Source organism: Pseudomonas sp. 300, assembly GCF_055803035.1.
Genome location: NZ_JAVLRV010000002.1, coordinates 1,547,176 through 1,566,088, shown reverse-complemented (window position 1 = coordinate 1,566,088; position 18,913 = coordinate 1,547,176). Strand labels below are relative to the sequence as shown.

Here is an 18,913-nt window from a genome sequence, read left to right as displayed (position 1 = left end):
CCCTCCTCCTTCTCCTGATCAGCCTGGCCTTGAGCTCCTCCGCAAGCGCGACGATCAGCGAAAGCCATGGTTATGCGCAGTTCGGCACGCTCAAGTACCCGGCCAGATTTACCCACTTCGACTGGGTCAACCCGCAAGCGCCCAAGGGCGGTACGTTGCGGGTGATGGCGTTTGGCACCTTCGATACGCTCAATCCCTACACGTTCAAGGGGTCGAGCCCGGTTTCCACCGCGAACTTCCTGCAATACGGCATCAACGAGCTCAACGAACCGCTGATGGTCGGCACCGGCCAGTACGCGCCGTCCGGCGACGAGCCCACGTCCAGTTATGGCTTGATTGCCCAATCGGTGGAATACAGCGAAGACCGCAGCTGGGTGGTGTTCAACCTGCGCCCCGAAGCGCGCTTTCACGATGGCACGCCGATCACCGCGTACGACGTCGCGTTCTCTTACCGGTTGCTGCTCAAGGAAGGCCACCCGCAATACCGCACCAATCTTCAGGAAGTGTTGCGGGTCGACGTGCTCAACCCGCAGCGCATCCGTTTCGTCTTCAAGCGCGCTGGCAATCCCTTGCTGATCCTGCGCCTGGGCGAGTTGCCGGTGCTGCCGCAGCATTACTGGAAAGGTCGCGACTTCAAGGCGACCACCTTCGAGCCGCCGCTGGGCAGCGGGCCGTACCGCATCACGGCGGTCACGCCCGGGCGCCAGATTGTGTTTGAACGGGTCAAGGATTATTGGGGCAAGGACCTGCCAGTCAATCGCGGCAAGTACAACGTCGACCGCATGGAAGTCGAGTTCTACCGCGACAGCGACGTCGCGTTCGAAGCCTTCAAGGCCGGCGAGTTCGATATCTACATCGAACACCAGGCGAAAAACTGGGAAAACGGTTACAACTTCCCGGCCATGCGACGGGGCGACGTCATCAAGGCGCAGATCCCGCATCAGATCCCGACCCAGAGCCAGGGCCTGTTCATGAACACCCGGCGACCGGCGTTTTCCGACGCCAGGGTCCGTGAAGCGCTGGGGCTGATGTTCGACTTCGAGTGGACCAATCGCACGCTGTTCAGCGGCGCCTACAAGCGCGCCATGAGTTACTACCCCAACAGCGAGTTCTCGGCCACCGGCCTGCCGGTCGGGCATGAATGGTTGATGCTCAAGCCGTACCGCGAGCAATTGCCCGCCAAGCTGCTCACCGAGCCGTTCAGCCTGCCGCAGACCCAAGGGCGCGGGATTCCGCGGGAAACCATGCGCCAGGCCCTGAGCCTGCTCGCCGAGGCCGGCTGGAAGCTCAACGGTCAGCGGATCGAAAACGCCAAGGGCCAGCCGCTCTCCCTTGAGATCCTGCTGGTCAACCCGAACCTGGAACGCATCCTCCAGCCTTATGTCGAGAACCTCGCCAGCATCGGCATCGACGCCCGACTGCGCACGGTGGATCGCGCCCAATACAAACAGCGCCTCGACCAGTTCGACTTCGACATGATCCTGATGACCCTGAACCAGACCCTCAGCCCCGGTCTGGAACAATGGCAGTATTTCCACTCCAGCCAGGTCGGGGTCAAGGGCAGCAAAAACTACGCGGGCATCGCCAATCCGGTGGTCGACCATTTACTCGAGAAACTGCTCTCCGCACAGACCCGCGATGAACAGGTTGCCGCCGGCAAAGCCCTGGACCGCGTGTTGTTGTGGCAGCACTACATCATTCCCAACTGGTACCTCAATTATCACCGCCTGGCCTACCGCAACCGGTTCGCCTTCGTCACCACGCCGCCCTATACGCTGGGCCTGAGCGCGTGGTGGCTGAAATCTTCGGAGAAAGATCGATGAAACCCCTACGCGCCCTGCTCTTGCAGGCCAGCGGCCTGTTGTTCGCCGGGCTGGCCTGCGCCGCCCCGCAACACGCCCTGACCTTGTACAACGAGCCGCCGAAATACCCGGCCGGCTTCAAGCATTTCGACTACGTAAACCCCGACGCGCCCAAGGGCGGGATCTTCCGTCAGGCTGGTTTCGGTGGCTTCGACAGCCTCAACCCGTTTATCAGCAAAGGTGTGCCGGCCGACGATATCAGCCTCATCTACGACACCCTGGCCAAGCAGGGCCTCGACGAACCGTTCACCGAGTACGGCCTGGTCGCCGGCAAAATCGAGAAAGCCCCGGGCAACGATTGGGTGCGTTTCTACCTGCGCCCCGAAGCGCGCTTCCATGACGGTCATCCGATTCGTGCCGAAGACGTGGTGTTCAGCTTCGAGACCCTGATCAAGGACGGCGCGCCGCTGTACCGCGGTTACTACAGCGACGTCGCCGAAGTGGTCGCCGAAGACCCGCTCACCGTGCTGTTCAAGTTCAAACACACCAATAACCGCGAACTGCCATTGATCCTCGGTCAGTTGCCCGTGCTGCCCAAACACTGGTGGGCGACCCGGGATTTCAACAAGGGCAACCTGGAAATGCCGTTGGGCAGCGGTCCGTACAAGGTCAGCGAGGTGAAGGCCGGGCGCTCGATTCGCTATGAGCGGGTCAAGGATTACTGGGGCAAGGACCTGCCGGCCAACCGCGGTTTCTTCAACTTTGACGTGATGACCACCGATTACTACCGCGACAACACCGTGGCCCTGGAAGCGCTCAAGGCCGGACAGTTCGATTACTGGCTGGAGATGAGCGCGAAAAACTGGGCCAATGCCTACAACATTCCGGCGGTCAGCGAAGGCCGACTGAACAAGGAACAGATCCCCAACGGTAACCCGACGGGCATGCAGGGTTTTGTCTTCAACCTGCGCCGACCGGTGTTCCAGGACGTGCGGGTGCGCCAGGCGCTGACGTTGCTGCTGGACTTTGAATGGACCAACAAGCAACTGTTCAACGGCGCCTACGTGCGCACCCGAAGTTTTTTTGAGAACTCGGAAATGGCCGCCACCGGTTTGCCAGATGCCGAACAGTTGGCGATCCTCGATCCGTTCCGCGGCAAGATTCCCGAGCAGGTGTTCACCGAGGCCTTCCAGAACCCGGTGACCGATGCCAGCGGCATGATCCGAACGCAGCAGCGCAAGGCCTATCAACTGCTGCAAGAGGCTGGTTGGCGGATCGTCGACGACAAAATGGTCGACGCCACCGGCAAACCGGTGACCATCGAGTTCCTGCTGGCCCAGACCGAGTTCGAACGCGTGTTGCTGCCGTTCAAGCGCAACCTCAGCGACCTCGGAATTGATATGGTGATCCGCCGGGTCGATGTCTCGCAGTACATCAACCGCGTGCGTTCGCGGGACTTCGACATGATCGTCGGCAGCTTCCCGCAATCCAACTCGCCGGGTAACGAACAGCGCGAGTTCTGGATGTCTGCCGCCGCCGACAAGCCCGGCAGCCGCAACTCCATGGGGCTGAAAGACCCGGTGGTGGACCAACTGGTCGAGCAACTGATCAACGCCGATTCGCGCAAAAGCCTGGTGGCCCACGCCCGGGCACTGGACCGCGTGCTGCAATGGGGCTATTACGTGATCCCCAACTGGCACATCAAGACCTGGCGCGTGGCTTACTGGAACCACATCGGTCATCCGAAAATCTCACCCAAGTACGACATCGGCACGGCCACCTGGTGGATCAAGCCCAACGTGACACCGGCGATAGAAGTCGAAACCAAACTGCAAGCCGACCCTGCGGGCACGGAGTAATAGATGCTGGCGTATATTTTTCGGCGACTGCTGCTGATCATCCCGACGCTGCTCGGCATTTTGCTGATCAACTTCGTGATCATCCAGGCCGCCCCCGGCGGGCCGGTGGAGCAGATGATTGCCAAGCTCGAAGGCTTTGAAGGTGCCACCAGCCGCATTGCCGGCGGCGGTGCCGAAGTGTCGGTGGCCGGTTCGGCCTATCGCGGCGCCCAAGGCCTGGACCCCGCGCTGGTGAAAGAAATCGAGCACATGTACGGCTTCGACAAATCGGCGCCGGAACGGTTGTGGATCATGGTCAAGAACTACGCCACCCTGGATTTCGGCGACAGCTTCTTCCGCGACGCCAAGGTCATCGACCTGATCAAGGAAAAGATGCCGGTGTCGATCTCCCTCGGGTTGTGGAGCACGCTGATCATGTACCTGGTGTCGATCCCGCTGGGGATCGCCAAGGCCACGCGGCACGGCAGCCACTTCGACGTCTGGACCAGCTCGGCGATCATCGTCGGCTACGCGATCCCGGCGTTCCTGTTCGCCATTCTGTTGATTGTGGTGTTCGCCGGCGGCAGCTATTTCGACTGGTTCCCGCTACGGGGACTGACCTCGAACAACTTCGATGAACTGAGCATGGGCGGCAAGGTGCTCGATTACTTCTGGCACCTCGCGTTGCCAGTCACCGCTCTGGTGATCGGTAACTTCGCGACCATGACCCTGCTGACCAAAAACAGCTTCCTCGACGAAATCAACAAGCAGTACGTGGTGACGGCCAAAGCCAAAGGCCTGACCAATCACCGCGTGCTTTACGGCCACGTGTTCCGTAACGCCATGCTGCTGGTGATTGCCGGCTTCCCGTCGGCGTTCATCGGGATCTTCTTCACCGGTTCGTTGCTGGTCGAGGTGATCTTCTCCCTCGACGGACTGGGGCTGATGAGTTTCGAAGCCGCGATCAACCGCGATTACCCGGTGGTCTTCGGCACGCTGTTCATCTTCACCCTGCTGGGCCTGGTGGTGAAACTGATCGGCGATCTGACCTACACCTTTGTCGACCCACGCATCGATTTCGAAAGTCGGGAGCATTGAGATGAACCTGTCCCCTCTCAATCGCCGGCGTTTCGAATTGTTCAAGGCCAACAAGCGCGGCTGGTGGTCGCTGTGGCTGTTTCTCGTGTTGTTCGGCCTGAGCCTCGGTGCCGAGCTGATCGCCAACGACAAACCGCTGGTGGTGCATTACGACAACGGCTGGTACTTCCCGGCGCTCAAGCGTTACCCGGAAACCGCGTTTGGCGGCGAGTTCCCGCTGGAAGCCAATTACAAGAGCCCCTACATCCGCGAACTGCTCAAGGCCAAGGACGCCTGGGTGCTGTGGGCGCCGATTCCCTACAGCTACCAAAGCATCAACTACGACCTGAAAGTCCCGGCCCCGGCGCCCCCGTCGGCCGACAACTTGCTGGGCACGGACGATCAGGGCCGCGATGTGTTGGCCCGGGTAATTTATGGGTTCCGGATTTCGGTGCTGTTTGCCCTGACGCTGACCATTCTCAGCTCGATCATTGGTGTGATTGCCGGCGCCTTGCAGGGTTTCTATGGCGGCTGGGTCGATCTGGCCGGGCAGCGTTTCCTGGAGATCTGGTCCGGGTTGCCGGTGCTGTATCTGCTGATCATTCTCGCCAGTTTCGTCCAGCCGAATTTCTGGTGGCTGCTGGGGATCATGCTGCTGTTCTCGTGGATGAGCCTGGTGGACGTGGTGCGCGCCGAGTTCCTGCGCGGGCGCAACCTCGAATACGTACGCGCGGCCCGGGCGCTGGGGATGCAGAATGGCGCGATCATGTTCCGCCACATCCTGCCCAACGCGATGGTTTCGACCATGACCTTTATGCCGTTCATCCTCACCGGCGCCATCGGCACGCTGACCGCCCTCGACTTTCTGGGCTTCGGTTTGCCGCCGGGCGCGCCGTCGCTGGGTGAATTGGTGGCTCAGGGCAAATCCAACCTGCAAGCGCCGTGGCTCGGCATGAGCGCGTTTGCGGTGCTGGCGTTGATGTTGAGTCTGCTGGTGTTCATCGGCGAGTCCGCTCGCGATGCCTTCGACCCGAGGAAGTGAAATGAATCAGGACAATCTGATCGAAGTGCGCGACCTGTCCGTCGAATTCGTCGTCGGTGATCGCTGTCAGCGCGTGGTCGAAGGCGTAAGTTTCGACATCAAGCGCGGCGAAACCCTGGCGCTGGTGGGTGAAAGCGGTTCCGGCAAATCGGTGACCGCGCACTCGATCCTGCGCCTGCTGCCCTACCCGCTCGCCCGACATCCGTCCGGCACCATCGAGTATTCCGGGCAAGACCTGCTGAGCCTTAAAGAGAAAACCATCCGCCATATCCGTGGCAACCGGATCGCCATGATCTTTCAAGAGCCGATGACCTCGCTCAATCCGCTGCACTCGATCGAGAAGCAGATCAACGAAGTCCTGGGCATCCACAAAGGTTTGATCGGCAAAGTCGCGACCAAACGTACGCTGGAACTGCTGGAAATGGTCGGCATTCCGGAGCCCGAAAAGCGCCTGAAAGCCTTGCCCCACGAACTGTCCGGCGGCCAGCGTCAACGGGTGATGATCGCCATGGCCCTGGCCAACGAGCCGGAACTGCTGATCGCTGACGAGCCGACCACCGCGCTGGACGTGACCGTCCAGCTGAAAATCCTCGAATTGCTCAAGGAATTGCAGGCCCGCCTGGGCATGGCGTTGCTACTGATCAGTCACGATTTGAACCTTGTGCGAAGAATTGCGCATCGCGTATGTGTCATGCAGCGCGGTTGCATCGTCGAACAGGCATCGTGCGAAGAGTTGTTCCGCGCGCCGCAGCATCCGTACACTCGGGAACTGCTGGCAGCGGAGCCCAGCGGCAAGCCGGCAACCAATGTAATCGGGCCGCCCTTGCTGCAGGTCGAGGACCTGAAAGTCTGGTTCCCGATCAAGAAAGGCTTGCTGAAAAAGACCGTCGATCACATCAAAGCGGTGGACGGGATCAATTTCAGCCTGCCACAGGGCCAGACCCTGGGGATTGTCGGCGAAAGCGGTTCCGGCAAATCGACGCTCGGTCTGGCGATTTTGCGGCTGATCGGCAGCAAAGGTGCGATCCGTTTTGAAGGCAAGCAGCTAGACTGCCTGACGCAGCAACAGATTCGACCGCTGCGCCGGGAGATGCAGGTGGTGTTCCAGGACCCGTTCGGCAGCCTGAGCCCGCGGATGTGCGTGAGCCAGATCGTCGGCGAAGGCCTGCGGATTCACAAGATGGGCACCGAGGCGGAACAGGAACAAGCGATCATTGCGGCACTCAAGGAGGTAGGTCTGGATCCGGAAACCCGGCACCGCTACCCCCACGAATTTTCCGGCGGGCAGCGGCAGAGAATCGCCATTGCCCGGGCATTAGTGCTAAAACCGGCGCTGATATTGCTGGACGAGCCGACATCGGCCCTCGACCGGACAGTGCAGCGCCAAGTGGTGGAGCTTTTGCGTTCACTGCAAACCAAGTACAACCTGACGTATCTGTTTATCAGCCATGACCTGGCTGTCGTCAAAGCGCTGAGCCACCAGTTGATGGTGGTCAAGCATGGCCAAGTGGTCGAACAGGGAGACGCGCAAAGTATCTTTGCCGCCCCCCAACATCCGTATACACAGCAGTTGCTGGAAGCCGCTTTTCTGGCACCAGCCACTGCGCAATAACCTGAAAGAGAGGAGCAACACATGGGTTTTCTCGCCGGTAAGCGCGTACTGATCGTCGGTGTCGCCAGCAAGCTGTCCATCGCATCCGGCATCGCTGCCGCCATGCATCGCGAGGGCGCTGAGCTTGCCTTCACTTATCAGAACGACAAACTCAAGGGTCGTGTCGAAGAGTTCGCACAAAGCTGGGGTTCCAACCCGGACCTGTGCTTCCCGTGCGACGTGGCCAGCGATGAAGAAATCGCCAAGGTCTTCGTTGAGCTGGGCAAAAAGTGGGATGGCCTGGACTGCATCGTGCACTCCGTCGGCTTCGCCCCGGGCGACCAACTGGACGGCGACTTCACCGAAGCCACCACCCGTGAAGGTTTCCGCATTGCTCACGACATCAGCGCCTACAGCTTCGTGGCCCTGGCCAAGGCTGGCCGCGAAATGATGAAAGGCCGCAATGGCAGCCTGCTGACCCTGTCGTACCTGGGCGCCGAGCGCACCATGCCGAACTACAACGTAATGGGCATGGCCAAGGCTTCGCTGGAAGCTGGCGTCCGTTACCTGGCCGGCTCCCTGGGCCCGGACGGCACCCGCGTCAACTGCGTATCGGCTGGCCCGATCCGCACCCTCGCCGCTTCCGGCATCAAGAACTTCCGCAAGATGCTGGCCGCCAACGAAGCGCAAACCCCGCTGCGTCGCAACGTCACCATCGACGAAGTCGGCAACGCCGGCGCCTTCCTCTGCTCGGACCTGGCGTCCGGTATCAGCGGCGAAATCATGTACGTGGATGGTGGTTTCAACACCACTGCGATGGGTAGTCTGGAAGAGTAATCTTCGGCTCGTCCAATAAAAAACCCGCCTGCACAGGCGGGTTTTTTTGTGCCTGAAATTTCAGAGTTCACCGCAATCCCCTATGTTCAGGTCGATTGGGGTGAGGCAGTTGGCAAACAATCGCTGGATCGGTTGTGTACGCTGGCTGTAGCGCTGCAACAGGACGATCTCGCGGTAGAACGTCAGCTCGCCCAACCGGATGATCCTGACCTTCGCACCATATTCAAGCCATAGCCCCGCCTCGGGAAGCAACGAGATACCCAGCCCGCATTCAACCATTTTCACGATGGCTTCCAGTTCATCCAGCTCCAAAGCCACCTGCACATCAATGTGCTGCTCACGCAGAAAACGCGTGACCAAGCGGCCCCCAAACGAATTGCGGTCATAACGCACGAGCGGGTGTTCTGCCAATAACCGCAACGGATCGTCGCCAGCAAGGTCAATCGGCACGATCAACACGAACGGTTCGCGGCGAATGACCTGCGCCGCCAACTCCTTGGGCAACTCGAACGGCGGTTTGATCAGGATGGCCAGATCAACCTCCCCGGTATCGACCTGGCTCAACAGGTTCAACGACACCCCTGGCACCAGTTTCGGTTCCAGCAACGGCGCTTGCTGGCGCAATCGCAACAACGCCTGGGGCAACAAACCGGTCTGGGCAGTGGCCACCGCGCCAATTCTCAATTCGCCGCGGTACTCGCTGACGTCGTCGCTGACCGACATACGACTGAAGGTTTCCAGCATGTCCCGAGCCATCGGCAAGGCCCGCTGCCCTGCCGCATTGAGAATCGCCTGACGCCCCGTGCGATCGAACAAACGAATGCCCAGCGCCTTTTCCAAATTACGCATCTGCGCGCTGACCGCCGATTGGGTCAGGCCGATGTGCATGCCGGCGGCGGCGAATGTGCCGTAGCGTGTCACAGCGATAAAAGTCTTCAACTCACGCAGCATGACCGGTCTCGATTGATCGAATTAATTTGAGCTCGGTGCAAAAACTAACGTCTTTCAATCAAAAATCACAGCGCTAAACTCAGTTCCAACCACCGACCAACTGCGAGGCTCAGCCATGCAACTCTCCCCTTTCCACTTGGCCATTCCCGTGTACGACCTGGCAGCCGCACGCCGTTTTTATGGTGAGGTCTTCGGCCTCGAAGAAGGCCGATCCAGCGACCATTGGGTCGATTTCAATTTTTTCGGCCATCAACTGGTGATTCACCTGGCGCCCAAAAACGCCTCTCAAGAAGCGGCGCACACCAACGCAGTGGACGGGCATGACGTGCCGGTGCCGCATTTCGGCGTAGTGTTGGGGATGGACGAATGGGAAAGTTTGGCTGAACGACTGAAAGCCCGTGACACCCGCTTCGTGATCGAACCCGGCATTCGGTTTCAGGGTCTGGTGGGCGAGCAAGCCACGATGTTTCTGTTCGATCCTTGCGGCAATGCGCTGGAGTTCAAGGCATTCAAGGACATCAGCCAGTTGTTTGCCAAGTGAAGGCATCGGCCTCAGCCAGCAATCCCTCGACCGAACCGTGACGCACAGGGTCATACTCGATCTGGCCAATGCTGAAGCGAATGTCATAACCGCGACGCATCGTGGCGTTGCGCTCGTCGAGGATTTCTTCGAGCCGCGACTTGATGGCGCCAATGTCCACCGCGCTTGAACCGGTCAGCAACGCAACAAACTCGTCGTCGCCAAGCCGGCCAACCACATCGTTTTCGCGAAAGGCGATACGCAGTACGTCGGCAAAGGTTTTCAGGGCGTTATCACCCTCGGCGCGGCCATACAAATAGTTGATGTGTTTGAAATTATCGAGATCGAAAAACAGCAGCGTGGCCGGTTTTTCGAGGCGCTGACAGGCGTCCAGCCCCAATTGGGCCAGTGTCATGAAGCCGTGACGGTTGGACAGCAGCGTCAATTCATCCATGCTCGCCATCTGCACGCCAATCACGTCCTGCTCGGCCTTGCGGGCCAGATCGCGCAGTAATTGACGCTCTTGCTGGGGCGACAGCAAAGGGTCTGCATGAACGCCGTGTTTGACCGGTTTGCCTGGGATCAGCATGACTCACTCCATGGGCGGGTATGTTCTTTAGAGTCGTCGATACCCGGTTTGACTCACTGTTAACGGACCGCCGGTCAACTGCCCGCCACCGGGCAAGGCCCTCCCGCCTCGGCCCAGCGCTTGAATTGAGTGACGAAAATGTCGTGCGGCACCGGCACCGGCGCTCGCCCTTCACCCGGATTCCAGCCCCAGAGCACCAGTTTGTCGTCGCTGACATGCTTGATCAGCGCGGCGAAATCCCGGTCGCCGTTGCTGCTGCGATCCTTGATCATCGCGCACAGCTTGTCAGCCGGCAGGCCGATCCAGGCCATTTTGTGCGCCGCTGGCGGCAGGCTCCAGTGCGGCGCACCCGGCGGTGCATGCGGGCCGTAACTGGCCGGCGGATTGCTGTCGGCGTGGCAAGTGGCACACGGCAAACCGGCCGCACCCTTGCCATCCATGCCGCGTACGACGTTCATCGCGTGGGGAATGCCGGCGTCGAACTGCAACGGTGAATCACCGGGAATATGGCAATTCTGGCAACGCGGGCTTTGAAACACCTTCTGTACGGTATCGAAAGCCTTCAAGGCTTCCTTGTCCTCCGCGAACAGGTCTGTGGCGTAGACCGTCAGGCCGACCAGCACCACTGCGCCCAGAATCAGATGTCGTCTCATCTCACACCCCCGACAGTTGCAAGGGCAGTTCGCGCAACCGTTGCCCGGTCAGGGCAAACACTGCGTTGGCCACGGCCGGCGCCGTTGGCGGTACGCCAGCCTCGCCGATGCCGCCGGGCTTGTCGGTACTGGGCACGATATGCACTTCGACCACCGGCATTTCGTTCAGTCGCAGCACCTGATAGTCGTGGTAATTGGACTGCACCACCTGGCCATTTTTGAAGGTCAGTTTGCTGTGCAAGGTAAACCCGAGACCGAAGGTGATGGCCGACTCCATTTGCGCCGCGATGCTCAGCGGGTTGACCGCAATCCCGCAGTCCACCGCGCACACGACCCGGTGCACGCGAATTTTCAGGTTGTCCTGGGACACCTCGGCAACCTGCGCGACGTAGCTGCCGAACGACTCATGCACCGCGACACCCAGCGCATGCCCATCCGGCAATGGCGCTTTCCAATTGGCCTTCTCGACCGCCAGGTTCAGCACACCCAGATGCCGCGCATGGTCCTTGAGCAAGGTGCGTCGGTATTCCACCGGATCCTTGCCCGCCGCCTCTGCCAGCTCGTCGATCAGCGACTCCATCACGAACGCCGTGTGGGTGTGCCCGACCGAACGCAGCCACAACACGGTGATGCCGGTTTTCGGCGAATGCAGTTCCACCTGATGATTGGCCATCCCGGCAAGGTAAGGACTGTCGGCAACACCTTCGACCGACGTTTTGTCGATACCGTCCTTGACCATGGTGGCCGCAAACGCTGTGCCTTCCATGATCGACTGCCCGACCATCACGTGCTGCCATGCCGTCGGCATCCCGCCGGCGTCCAGGCCGATACGCGCCTGGTGCAGGAACGCCGAGCGGTAATAGCCGCCGCGAATGTCGTCCTCACGCGACCAGACCGTTTTCACCGGCTCGCCCGCCGCCTTCGCCACTTCGACGGCCTCGGCGACAAAGTCCGAAGTCGGGTTGGCCCGACGGCCGAAGCCGCCGCCCAGAAACTCGGTATGAATCTCGACTTGCTCGGGTTTGAGCCCGGTGATTTTTCCCGCGATCATCTGATCCAGCGTCTGGAACTGCGTACCGGTCCAGATCTCGCATTTATCCTGAGTGATTTTCACGGTGCAATTGAGCGGTTCCATCGGCGCATGAGCCAGGTATGGCACGCTGTACTCGACGTCAATGGTCTTCGCCGCTTTGCGCAAAGCGCCCTGCGCATCCCCGGCCTTGCTCGCCGAAGTGCCCGGCGTGGCGGCGAGTTTGCGGAAGCTCTCCAGCAGATGTTGAGTGTCGAGCCCGGTGTTCGGCCCCAGATCCCAATCGATCTTGAGTGCATCGCGCCCCAGTTTCGCCGCCCAGTAATGATCGGCAATCACGGCGACGCCCGTCGGCACTTGCACCACTTTGTGCACGCCCGGTATCGCCAGCGCTTCGGCGCCTTCATAGGATTTGACGCTGCCGCCGAACACCGGCGCGCGGGCAACCATCGCGGTCATCAGGCCGTCGAACTGCACGTCGATCCCAAACCTGGCTCGACCGGTGATTTTCTCCGGCGTGTCCAGGCGTTTGGTGGGTTTACCGATGACCTTCCAGTCTTTCGCTTCCTTGAACGTGATCGACGCCGGGTCCGGTGCCGGCAACTTGCCCGCATCATCGGCCAGTTCGCCGTACGTGGCGCGGTTGTCGCCGGCAATCACCACACCCGACTCGGTGCGGATGGCCGAAGGTGCGACATTGAAGCGCTGGGCGGCAGCGTCGATCAACATCAACCGCGCCGCTGCGCCTGCCTGACGGTAGCGATCGAACTCCATCCAGGTCGAGGTCGAACCGCCGGTGATTTGCATCCCGCCAAACCCGGCCAGACCATAGTCGGCGGCCGAGGCCGGGGAATGTTCGACGCGGATTTTCGACCAGTCGGCGTCCAGCTCTTCAGCGATGAGCATGGTCAGACCGGTCCAGATGCCCTGGCCCATTTCAGAATGGCCGAGCAGCACGGTGACGCTGTTGTCGTTACTGATTCTTAAAAACGCGTTCGGTGCGAAGACGTTGCCCTGATTCTCGGCGCCCATCGCAAAACGGTGGGCGCCGGGGATGACAAAGGCGATCACCAGCCCACTGCCCAGCACTGCGCTGCCCTTGAGAAACCCACGGCGTGATAACGGATTGCTGCTGTTCATGGCGTATGCCTCCCATCAACCGATGTCGGCGGCGCGTTTGACCGCGGCACGGATCCTGGGGTAGGTGCCGCAGCGGCAGATGTTGCCGGAGAGCGCCTGGTCGATGTCGCTGTCGGTGGGTTTGGGGATCTTCGCCAGCAGCGCCGCCGCCGACATGATCTGCCCGGACTGACAATAACCGCACTGGACCACATCGAGTTCTGCCCAGGCTTGTTGCACCGGGTGCGAACCGTCGGCAGACAGGCCTTCTATGGTGAGGATTTTTTGCCCATGGGCCACCGCCGTGGCGGGCGTGATGCAGGAGCGCAACGGCGCCCCGTCGACATGCACGGTGCAGGCGCCACACTGGGCCATGCCGCAACCGAATTTGGTGCCGGTCAGGTGCGCGACATCGCGCAGGACCCAGAGCAGCGGCATGTCCGCGGGGACGTCCAGCGCCTGATCCTTGCCATTGATATTGAGGGTCAGCATTGCGAATTCCTCAGGTTCACGGTGACGCCGTTTGTGTCGGTGGGTCGGCGTTATCCTTTCAGCTAAGCGCAAAATGCCGGGCGAGACCGGTTCATCGACCACCGGTCACACACAGACTACCGAGAAACTGTAGGAGCGAGCTTGCTCGCGATGGTCTAAAGGACGCCGCGTTTTTCCAGACAACACGCGTTATCGTTAGCGACCATCGTGAGCAAGCTCGCTCCTGCAGTGGCATCAAGCATTTAGAAGTCGGTTGACACTGACACCTCACGCCACATCTGCAATTCGCTGGCGACAAACGCGTTTTTGCCTTCGATCGCCGCGACGCAGTCACTGCCCAGCGGCAGGCGCAGCGGTGCTTTTTCCGCTTCGACCAGGGTGATCATGACCTGGGCCAGTTTGTCCGGATCACCGGGCTGATTCAGGGTCACGGCTTTGGCGATCTTGCGCACTTCACCGGCAGTGCTGTCGTAGTCGGCAATCGACGAAGGCGACTCCACCAGCGAATTGCCTTCAAGGAACTCCGTGCGGAAGTAGCCGGGCTCAACGACGGTGACTTTGATGCCCTGCGGCTCCAATTCGGCATGCAGCGCTTCACTCAAGCCTTCGACGGCGAACTTGGTCGAGCAGTAAACGCCGAAACCCGCCCCCGACCTGTAACCACCCACCGACGACAGGTTGATCACATGCCCGCTGCGAGCGGCGCGCATGTGCGGCAGGACGGCACGCGTGACGTTCAACAAGCCGAAGACATTGGTTTCGTACAGGCGCCGCACTTCATCGGCACTGGCTTCTTCCACCGCGCCCAACAGACCGTAACCGGCGTTGTTGACCAGCACGTCGATGCGTCCGAAGTGCTCGATGGCAGCCTTGGCGACCGCAATGCCCTGTGCTTCGTCGGTGACGTCGAGGGTGACGGCCAGCAAACCGGCTTGATCGCCAAAACGCTGAGTGATGCTGCTGGCATCCCGGGCGGTGGCAACCACGGCGTCACCGTGGGCCAGTGCAGCGGCGGCGATTTTTGCGCCGATACCGCGAGAAGCGCCCGTGATGAGCCAGATACGTTTGAAGGTGTTGGACGTGGTCATGAGCGTATTCCTTGTTTGCAGTGGGGGTAGGCACAAGGTACGCAGGATGATTGCCCGTAAAAATGCCCTCGTGTTACAAGCACTATGAAACGCTCTTTCATAATGGCGCCCCGATGAATCACGATCCTTTCGATGGCTTGACCGAGTTTCTGGCGGTGGCCGAGCACAAGAGTTTCACCCTGGCCGCAACACGCTTGGCAGTGACCCCCACCGCTGTCAGCCATGCGATCAAATTGCTCGAGCGCCGCACGGGCGTGTTGCTGTTCCAGCGCACCACGCGCCGGGTGGCGTTGACCGAAGCCGGGGCCAGCCTGTTTGCGCGGTTGCGGCCAGCGGCCAGTGAAATCGATGAGGCGCTGACGGGGCTCAGCGGGTTTCGCGATCAGCCCATGGGGACGCTGCGCCTCACCGCGCCGCGGCTGTCCGGCGCCTTGTTGATCGAGCCGCTGATTCCGTTGTTTCGCGAGGCCTATCCGCAAGTCACTCTCGACATTTCCCTCGATGACGCCACGGTGGACCTGATGGCCGGCGGCTTCGATGCCGGGATCCGGCTGGGCGAGTCGATCGAAAAAGACATGATCGCGGTGCGCCTCACGCCCGACCTGCAATGGTCGGTGGTGGGTGCGCCGGAGTACTTCGCCAAGGCCGGCAAACCGGCCAGCCCTGAAGACTTGACCCGTCATCAATGCATCGGCTTTCGTTTCTCGACCTCGGGGAGCGCGCATCGCTGGGAATTTCGCCGCGAGGGGCGCGACTTTACGGTGGGCGTCGCGGGCGGCGTGATCGTCAATGATCGAAGGTTGCTGGTGGCCGCCGCCCGCAGCGGTTCGGGCCTGGCGTATGCCTGTGACCTGGAGATTGCCGACGAGTTGGCGGACGGCCGACTGGAGCGAGTGCTGCAGCCGTTCGTGCCGCTCAGTTCGGCGCTGTACCTGTATTTTCCCAGTCGAACCCAGACTCAACCGAAGCTGCGCGCCTTTATCGATCTGGCAACGCGGTGGATCGCCGAACAGGGAGGCCTTAAACCCTCGGTTTGAGCAATACGTCGGTGTAGCGCACCAGGAACAGTCCGAACGCGGCACACCAGAACAGGGCGGACAGCGCCAGTGCGCCCCCGGAGAACGGCACCAGAAACACCCGGCACAGGCCGGCGATCAACAGCAGGACAAACCCGACCACAATCGTTTTCGACGGCTGCAACAACCGCCCGGTATGACCGAGGCTGACCCGGGCAATCATCGCCAGGATCAAGCCACCGATCCCGCCGACAGCCAGAGAATGCGTGGCCAGACTTTGTTGCGGCATTGCACCCGCGTGCCATAGCGCCATGGCCAGCGCGGCAATCGCCAGCCACGCATACGCCAAATACAACGACCACAGCAGCGGCACCCGCCAGATCCCCCGGTCATGCCAACGCCACAGGCGCAGCAGGTGCAACCCGCCGAGCAATAAAAACAGGGCCGCGAGCCACCCTCGTGGGATGTCGTTCAAACCACCGGCAAAGGAAACGGCGGCCAGCAAACTGCCCGCCAGCAACACTCTGGTTTGCAGCGGATGCACAGGGCTGGCCGCAGGACGATTCAAACCGCGTTGAATAAAGAACGGAATCACGCGCCCGCCAATCACACTCATCAACGCGCCGATCAACCACACGGCCGCGAGTACACCGCGCCGTTGCAGGCCGACGTCATCGGTCGAAATCCCCCACAGCGTCATGGCCTGAGTCGCGGCCAACAGCGCGACGACCAGCAGAATCGGATAGTTGTCGCGTTTGCCGGCAGCCACCAGGTCCCGACCCAGCACCCATGCCAGCAACGGCAGAAAAGGTAGTTGCAGCGCAATCAACGCAACCCCGGGAATGGGCATCAGCCACGCCAGTCGCGCCAACAGCCATACCAGCAGCAGACCGATCAAAGGCCAACCGTTGAGCCCCGCACGCCCGGTCCAGTTCGGCACCGCCGTGAGCAGGAACCCGGCGATGATCGCCGCTGCGAACCCGAACGGCATCTCATGCCGATGCCAGCTCAGCATGCCGCCGACCGGTTGCGCATCCGGCAAGCGTCCGTACAACCACACGGCCCAGATCGCCACGGCGATGGTTGCAAACCCGGCGCCGGCCAGGAAAAACGGGCGAAAGCCAAGGCTGAACAGCGGTGCGGCAGCGAACTGTCGCATCAGGCCACCGCCCTGACCAGACGACTGCCCAACCGATGCTGGGCCAGCAGGCGCATGACGTAGCCGATCTTGATCAGGGTCGGGCCGATGATGGTCATGGAATGCATCGAGACCAGCACCACGATCGGCAAATGTCCGGCGTAAAGATAAGCGCCGTAGATCCCCGCCAGTAGCAGCGCCAGGCCCGCGCCCAGGACTTTGCTCGACAGCTGCAGGACGTTCTGAGGATTGCTGAAGTAAGCGAACATTTTTCCGTACTCCCGAATCGAACCAGTTGTACGTTAGTTACTTCAGGTTTCGTGCCAGGTTCATCACACCTGTAAATCAGTGGGTTAGAGCGTATGCAGTCAATTTGACCCAAACGAATAATAGTCAATATGACACCTAAAGACGTCATATTGACTGCACGAAAACTCACACCATCTAAAAGCAAACCAATATCATTTGCACACAGCAGAACCTTTTGTTTTAATCGCGACCAATTCTTATTTGCAACCACGGCGCCGGTCGCCCATGGATATCTGTTCACGATGATGGTCGCCGATTCTTCCAGCGTTCAGAACCTCTACGTCACTCATCACCGCTGGCTGCATGAGCTGCTGCGCCGTCGCTTGAGCAATGCGTTCGATGCCGCCGACCTGGCCCATGACACCTTTATCCGCGTGCTCAAGCGCCCCCAGGTGTTCGATTGCGAAAGCCGCGAGCGCTCCTACCTGGCCACCATTGCCCGGGGCTTGTGCATCGATCACTGGCGGCGTCGGCAGCTGGAACAGGCGTGGCTTGAGACGCTGGCTGCACGCCCGCAGGCGGTTCAGCCGTCGCCTGAGCAACGGGCAATCATCGTCGAAACCTTGTACGAAGTGGACGCCATGCTGCTGCGTCTGCCCAAGCGCGTGCGCGATGCCTTCATCCTCGCCCAGCTGCACGGCCTGCCCTACCGCGCCATCGCGGAAGAAATCGGCGTGTGCGAGCGCATGGTGAAAAAGTACCTGGCGCAGGCACTGATGCACTGCGCGATACTTGAGGCCGAACTCGATGGCCTGTTGATCGAGTAACGCCATGCCCTCCCTTTCTTCCAACGCGATCAGCCATGCCAGCCTGGAACAGGCGGCGCAATGGTATGTGCAACTCAACGATCAGCACGTCGGCGAACAGGAACGTCAGCGCTGGCAAGCCTGGCTGGCGCAAAGTGGTGATCATCAGGCGGCCTGGCGCTATGTCGAGCGCGTTGGCCAGCGCTTCACCGCGCTGCAGGCTGATCACCCGCAGGCCGCCGGTCTTGTTCTGCGCAATACCGCGCGCTCGCCGATCAGCCGCCGGCAGACCGTCAAGAGCCTGCTCATCCTCGCGTCGGGCGGGCTACTGGGCTGGAGCGCCTGGCGGGAAACCTCGCTGCCGGACGCTCTGGGCCGATGGACCGCCGATCTTTCTACGGGCACCGGCGAAACCCGGGAAAGCCTCCTCAGCGACGGCAGCCGCCTCTGGCTTAACGCCCTCAGCGCGCTGAATGTGCGTTTCGACACCACGCAGCGCCTGCTGCTATTGAGTGCCGGGGAAGTGTTGATCGATACCGCCAAGGACAGCCGCCGAGCGTTTCTGGTACAGACCGCCGAAGGCCGGATGCGCGCGCTCGGCACTCGTTTCAGCGTGCGCCAGGAACAACAGCGGACATTGCTGAACGTCTACGAGGGCGCGGTCGAAGTTCGAACGACGGCAGGCCAGGTGCAGGTGGTCGAGGCCGGACGACAACTGGCGTTCACGCAAAACCACACACCGCCCTCCACCGAAGCAGCGGCGGGCCGCGAAGCCTGGCGCCGCGGTCTGTTACTGGCGGACAACCTGCCACTGGGGCAGTTGATCGAAGAACTGAGCCGCTACCGTCCGGGGCATCTGGCGTGCGACCCGGCCATCGCCGGTTTGCCGGTGATGGGCTCGTTTCCGCTCAAGGACACCGATCAAGCCTTGCGCCTGCTGGAAGCGGCGTTACCGATACGTGTCGAAAAAACCATGGACTGGTGGGTCAACGTCGCGCCAAAAGCGTGAACCCAAAACATTTCAACGCCACAGTTCCCTTTTTGGTTTTTCGTTCGGTTAACCCTGTGAAGCCCT

Annotated in this window: 18 protein-coding genes; 10 read left to right on the top strand and 8 right to left on the bottom strand. The window is 60.9% G+C overall.

All coding sequences use genetic code 11. From position 1 onward, the window contains the following. Positions 1-14: 14 nt before the first annotated feature. Genes Q7W83_RS13780 through fabI form a run of 6 tightly spaced genes read left to right on the top strand, consistent with a single transcriptional unit; the run spans position 15 to position 8,187 of the window. Positions 15-1,823: an extracellular solute-binding protein gene (locus Q7W83_RS13780; protein WP_412072590.1), complete on the top strand. Its 1,809-nt coding sequence runs from the start codon at positions 15-17 to the stop codon at positions 1,821-1,823. Then, a complete protein-coding gene (locus Q7W83_RS13775; RefSeq protein ID WP_150630561.1) occupies positions 1,820-3,661 on the top strand; it encodes an extracellular solute-binding protein in 1,842 nt (613 codons plus the stop codon). Before Q7W83_RS13780 ends, Q7W83_RS13775 begins: the two co-directional genes overlap by 4 nt. 3 nt (positions 3,662-3,664) lie before the next feature. Further along, on the top strand, positions 3,665-4,738 hold the full coding sequence (locus Q7W83_RS13770) for a microcin C ABC transporter permease YejB (protein ID WP_150630560.1): 1,074 nt from the start codon (positions 3,665-3,667) through the stop codon (positions 4,736-4,738). Position 4,739: 1 nt separating this feature from the next. Next, on the top strand, positions 4,740-5,759 hold the full coding sequence (locus tag Q7W83_RS13765) for an ABC transporter permease (RefSeq protein WP_010459784.1): 1,020 nt from the start codon (positions 4,740-4,742) through the stop codon (positions 5,757-5,759). 1 nt (position 5,760) lies between these two features. Further along, on the top strand, positions 5,761-7,371 hold the full coding sequence (locus Q7W83_RS13760) for an ABC transporter ATP-binding protein (RefSeq protein WP_150630559.1): 1,611 nt from the start codon (positions 5,761-5,763) through the stop codon (positions 7,369-7,371). A 21-nt stretch (positions 7,372-7,392) separates the two neighbouring features. After that, entirely contained in the window at positions 7,393-8,187 is a 795-nt protein-coding gene (gene fabI / locus Q7W83_RS13755; protein WP_008152082.1) for an enoyl-ACP reductase FabI, read from the top strand. A 60-nt stretch (positions 8,188-8,247) separates the two neighbouring features. Here the strand turns inward: fabI and Q7W83_RS13750 are convergent, their stop codons facing one another. Beyond that, positions 8,248-9,138 carry a LysR family transcriptional regulator gene (locus tag Q7W83_RS13750; RefSeq protein ID WP_150639195.1) on the bottom strand — a complete coding sequence of 297 codons (891 nt, stop codon included), beginning with the start codon at positions 9,136-9,138 and terminating at the stop codon, positions 8,248-8,250. 115 nt (positions 9,139-9,253) lie between these two features. Between Q7W83_RS13750 and Q7W83_RS13745 the strand changes: the two genes are divergently transcribed. Next, positions 9,254-9,679 carry a VOC family protein gene (locus Q7W83_RS13745; RefSeq protein WP_458377492.1) on the top strand — a complete coding sequence of 142 codons (426 nt, stop codon included), beginning with the start codon at positions 9,254-9,256 and terminating at the stop codon, positions 9,677-9,679. Here the strand turns inward: Q7W83_RS13745 and Q7W83_RS13740 are convergent. The 5 genes from Q7W83_RS13740 to Q7W83_RS13720 all read right to left on the bottom strand — a co-directional run bounded on the left by Q7W83_RS13740 (position 9,657) and on the right by Q7W83_RS13720 (position 14,629). Beyond that, entirely contained in the window at positions 9,657-10,247 is a 591-nt protein-coding gene (locus tag Q7W83_RS13740) for a GGDEF domain-containing protein (RefSeq protein WP_150630555.1), read from the bottom strand. The genes Q7W83_RS13745 and Q7W83_RS13740 overlap by 23 nt on opposite strands. A gap of 74 nt (positions 10,248-10,321) precedes the next feature. Continuing rightward, positions 10,322-10,900, bottom strand: coding sequence for a hypothetical protein (locus tag Q7W83_RS13735; RefSeq protein WP_150630554.1), 579 nt, complete (start codon positions 10,898-10,900; stop codon positions 10,322-10,324). 1 nt (position 10,901) lies between these two features. Beyond that, entirely contained in the window at positions 10,902-13,070 is a 2,169-nt protein-coding gene (locus Q7W83_RS13730; protein WP_473656198.1) for a xanthine dehydrogenase family protein molybdopterin-binding subunit, read from the bottom strand. A 15-nt stretch (positions 13,071-13,085) separates the two neighbouring features. Beyond that, positions 13,086-13,541: a (2Fe-2S)-binding protein gene (locus Q7W83_RS13725; RefSeq protein ID WP_045061614.1), complete on the bottom strand. Its 456-nt coding sequence runs from the start codon at positions 13,539-13,541 to the stop codon at positions 13,086-13,088. Positions 13,542-13,783: 242 nt separating this feature from the next. Further along, on the bottom strand, positions 13,784-14,629 hold the full coding sequence (locus Q7W83_RS13720) for an oxidoreductase (RefSeq protein WP_150630552.1): 846 nt from the start codon (positions 14,627-14,629) through the stop codon (positions 13,784-13,786). A gap of 113 nt (positions 14,630-14,742) precedes the next feature. Here Q7W83_RS13720 and Q7W83_RS13715 point away from each other — a divergent pair, with 113 nt between their 5' ends. Further along, positions 14,743-15,666, top strand: coding sequence for a LysR family transcriptional regulator (locus Q7W83_RS13715; RefSeq protein WP_150630551.1), 924 nt, complete (start codon positions 14,743-14,745; stop codon positions 15,664-15,666). On the opposite strand, the gene Q7W83_RS13710 is transcribed toward Q7W83_RS13715, so the two are convergent. Beyond that, positions 15,650-16,804 carry an NnrS family protein gene (locus Q7W83_RS13710; RefSeq protein WP_150630550.1) on the bottom strand — a complete coding sequence of 385 codons (1,155 nt, stop codon included), beginning with the start codon at positions 16,802-16,804 and terminating at the stop codon, positions 15,650-15,652. The genes Q7W83_RS13715 and Q7W83_RS13710 overlap by 17 nt on opposite strands. Beyond that, positions 16,804-17,052 carry a transmembrane sensor/regulator PpyR gene (locus tag Q7W83_RS13705; RefSeq protein WP_150639198.1) on the bottom strand — a complete coding sequence of 83 codons (249 nt, stop codon included), beginning with the start codon at positions 17,050-17,052 and terminating at the stop codon, positions 16,804-16,806. Before Q7W83_RS13705 ends, Q7W83_RS13710 begins: the two co-directional genes overlap by 1 nt. A 282-nt stretch (positions 17,053-17,334) precedes the next feature. Here Q7W83_RS13705 and Q7W83_RS13700 point away from each other — a divergent pair, with 282 nt between their 5' ends. After that, complete coding sequence (locus Q7W83_RS13700) at positions 17,335-17,859, top strand: sigma-70 family RNA polymerase sigma factor (protein ID WP_150630548.1); 525 nt, start codon at positions 17,335-17,337, stop codon at positions 17,857-17,859. 4 nt (positions 17,860-17,863) lie between these two features. Further along, positions 17,864-18,847: a FecR domain-containing protein gene (locus Q7W83_RS13695; protein WP_473656197.1), complete on the top strand. Its 984-nt coding sequence runs from the start codon at positions 17,864-17,866 to the stop codon at positions 18,845-18,847. Positions 18,848-18,913: the final 66 nt, after the last annotated feature.

Coding starts and splice junctions, on each gene's coding strand:
- Q7W83_RS13705 (WP_150639198.1), bottom strand. CDS start 17,052: ATGTTCGCTTACTTCAGCAATCCTCAGAACGTCCTGCAGCTGTCGAGC.
- Q7W83_RS13770 (WP_150630560.1), top strand. CDS start 3,665: ATGCTGGCGTATATTTTTCGGCGACTGCTGCTGATCATCCCGACGCTG.
- fabI (WP_008152082.1), top strand. CDS start 7,393: ATGGGTTTTCTCGCCGGTAAGCGCGTACTGATCGTCGGTGTCGCCAGC.
- Q7W83_RS13725 (WP_045061614.1), bottom strand. CDS start 13,541: ATGCTGACCCTCAATATCAATGGCAAGGATCAGGCGCTGGACGTCCCC.
- Q7W83_RS13715 (WP_150630551.1), top strand. CDS start 14,743: ATGAATCACGATCCTTTCGATGGCTTGACCGAGTTTCTGGCGGTGGCC.
- Q7W83_RS13735 (WP_150630554.1), bottom strand. CDS start 10,900: ATGAGACGACATCTGATTCTGGGCGCAGTGGTGCTGGTCGGCCTGACG.
- Q7W83_RS13750 (WP_150639195.1), bottom strand. CDS start 9,138: ATGCTGCGTGAGTTGAAGACTTTTATCGCTGTGACACGCTACGGCACA.
- Q7W83_RS13765 (WP_010459784.1), top strand. CDS start 4,740: ATGAACCTGTCCCCTCTCAATCGCCGGCGTTTCGAATTGTTCAAGGCC.
- Q7W83_RS13720 (WP_150630552.1), bottom strand. CDS start 14,629: ATGACCACGTCCAACACCTTCAAACGTATCTGGCTCATCACGGGCGCT.
- Q7W83_RS13745 (WP_458377492.1), top strand. CDS start 9,254: ATGCAACTCTCCCCTTTCCACTTGGCCATTCCCGTGTACGACCTGGCA.
- Q7W83_RS13740 (WP_150630555.1), bottom strand. CDS start 10,247: ATGCTGATCCCAGGCAAACCGGTCAAACACGGCGTTCATGCAGACCCT.
- Q7W83_RS13730 (WP_473656198.1), bottom strand. CDS start 13,070: ATGAACAGCAGCAATCCGTTATCACGCCGTGGGTTTCTCAAGGGCAGC.
- Q7W83_RS13695 (WP_473656197.1), top strand. CDS start 17,864: ATGCCCTCCCTTTCTTCCAACGCGATCAGCCATGCCAGCCTGGAACAG.
- Q7W83_RS13775 (WP_150630561.1), top strand. CDS start 1,820: ATGAAACCCCTACGCGCCCTGCTCTTGCAGGCCAGCGGCCTGTTGTTC.
- Q7W83_RS13700 (WP_150630548.1), top strand. CDS start 17,335: ATGATGGTCGCCGATTCTTCCAGCGTTCAGAACCTCTACGTCACTCAT.
- Q7W83_RS13760 (WP_150630559.1), top strand. CDS start 5,761: ATGAATCAGGACAATCTGATCGAAGTGCGCGACCTGTCCGTCGAATTC.
- Q7W83_RS13710 (WP_150630550.1), bottom strand. CDS start 16,804: ATGCGACAGTTCGCTGCCGCACCGCTGTTCAGCCTTGGCTTTCGCCCG.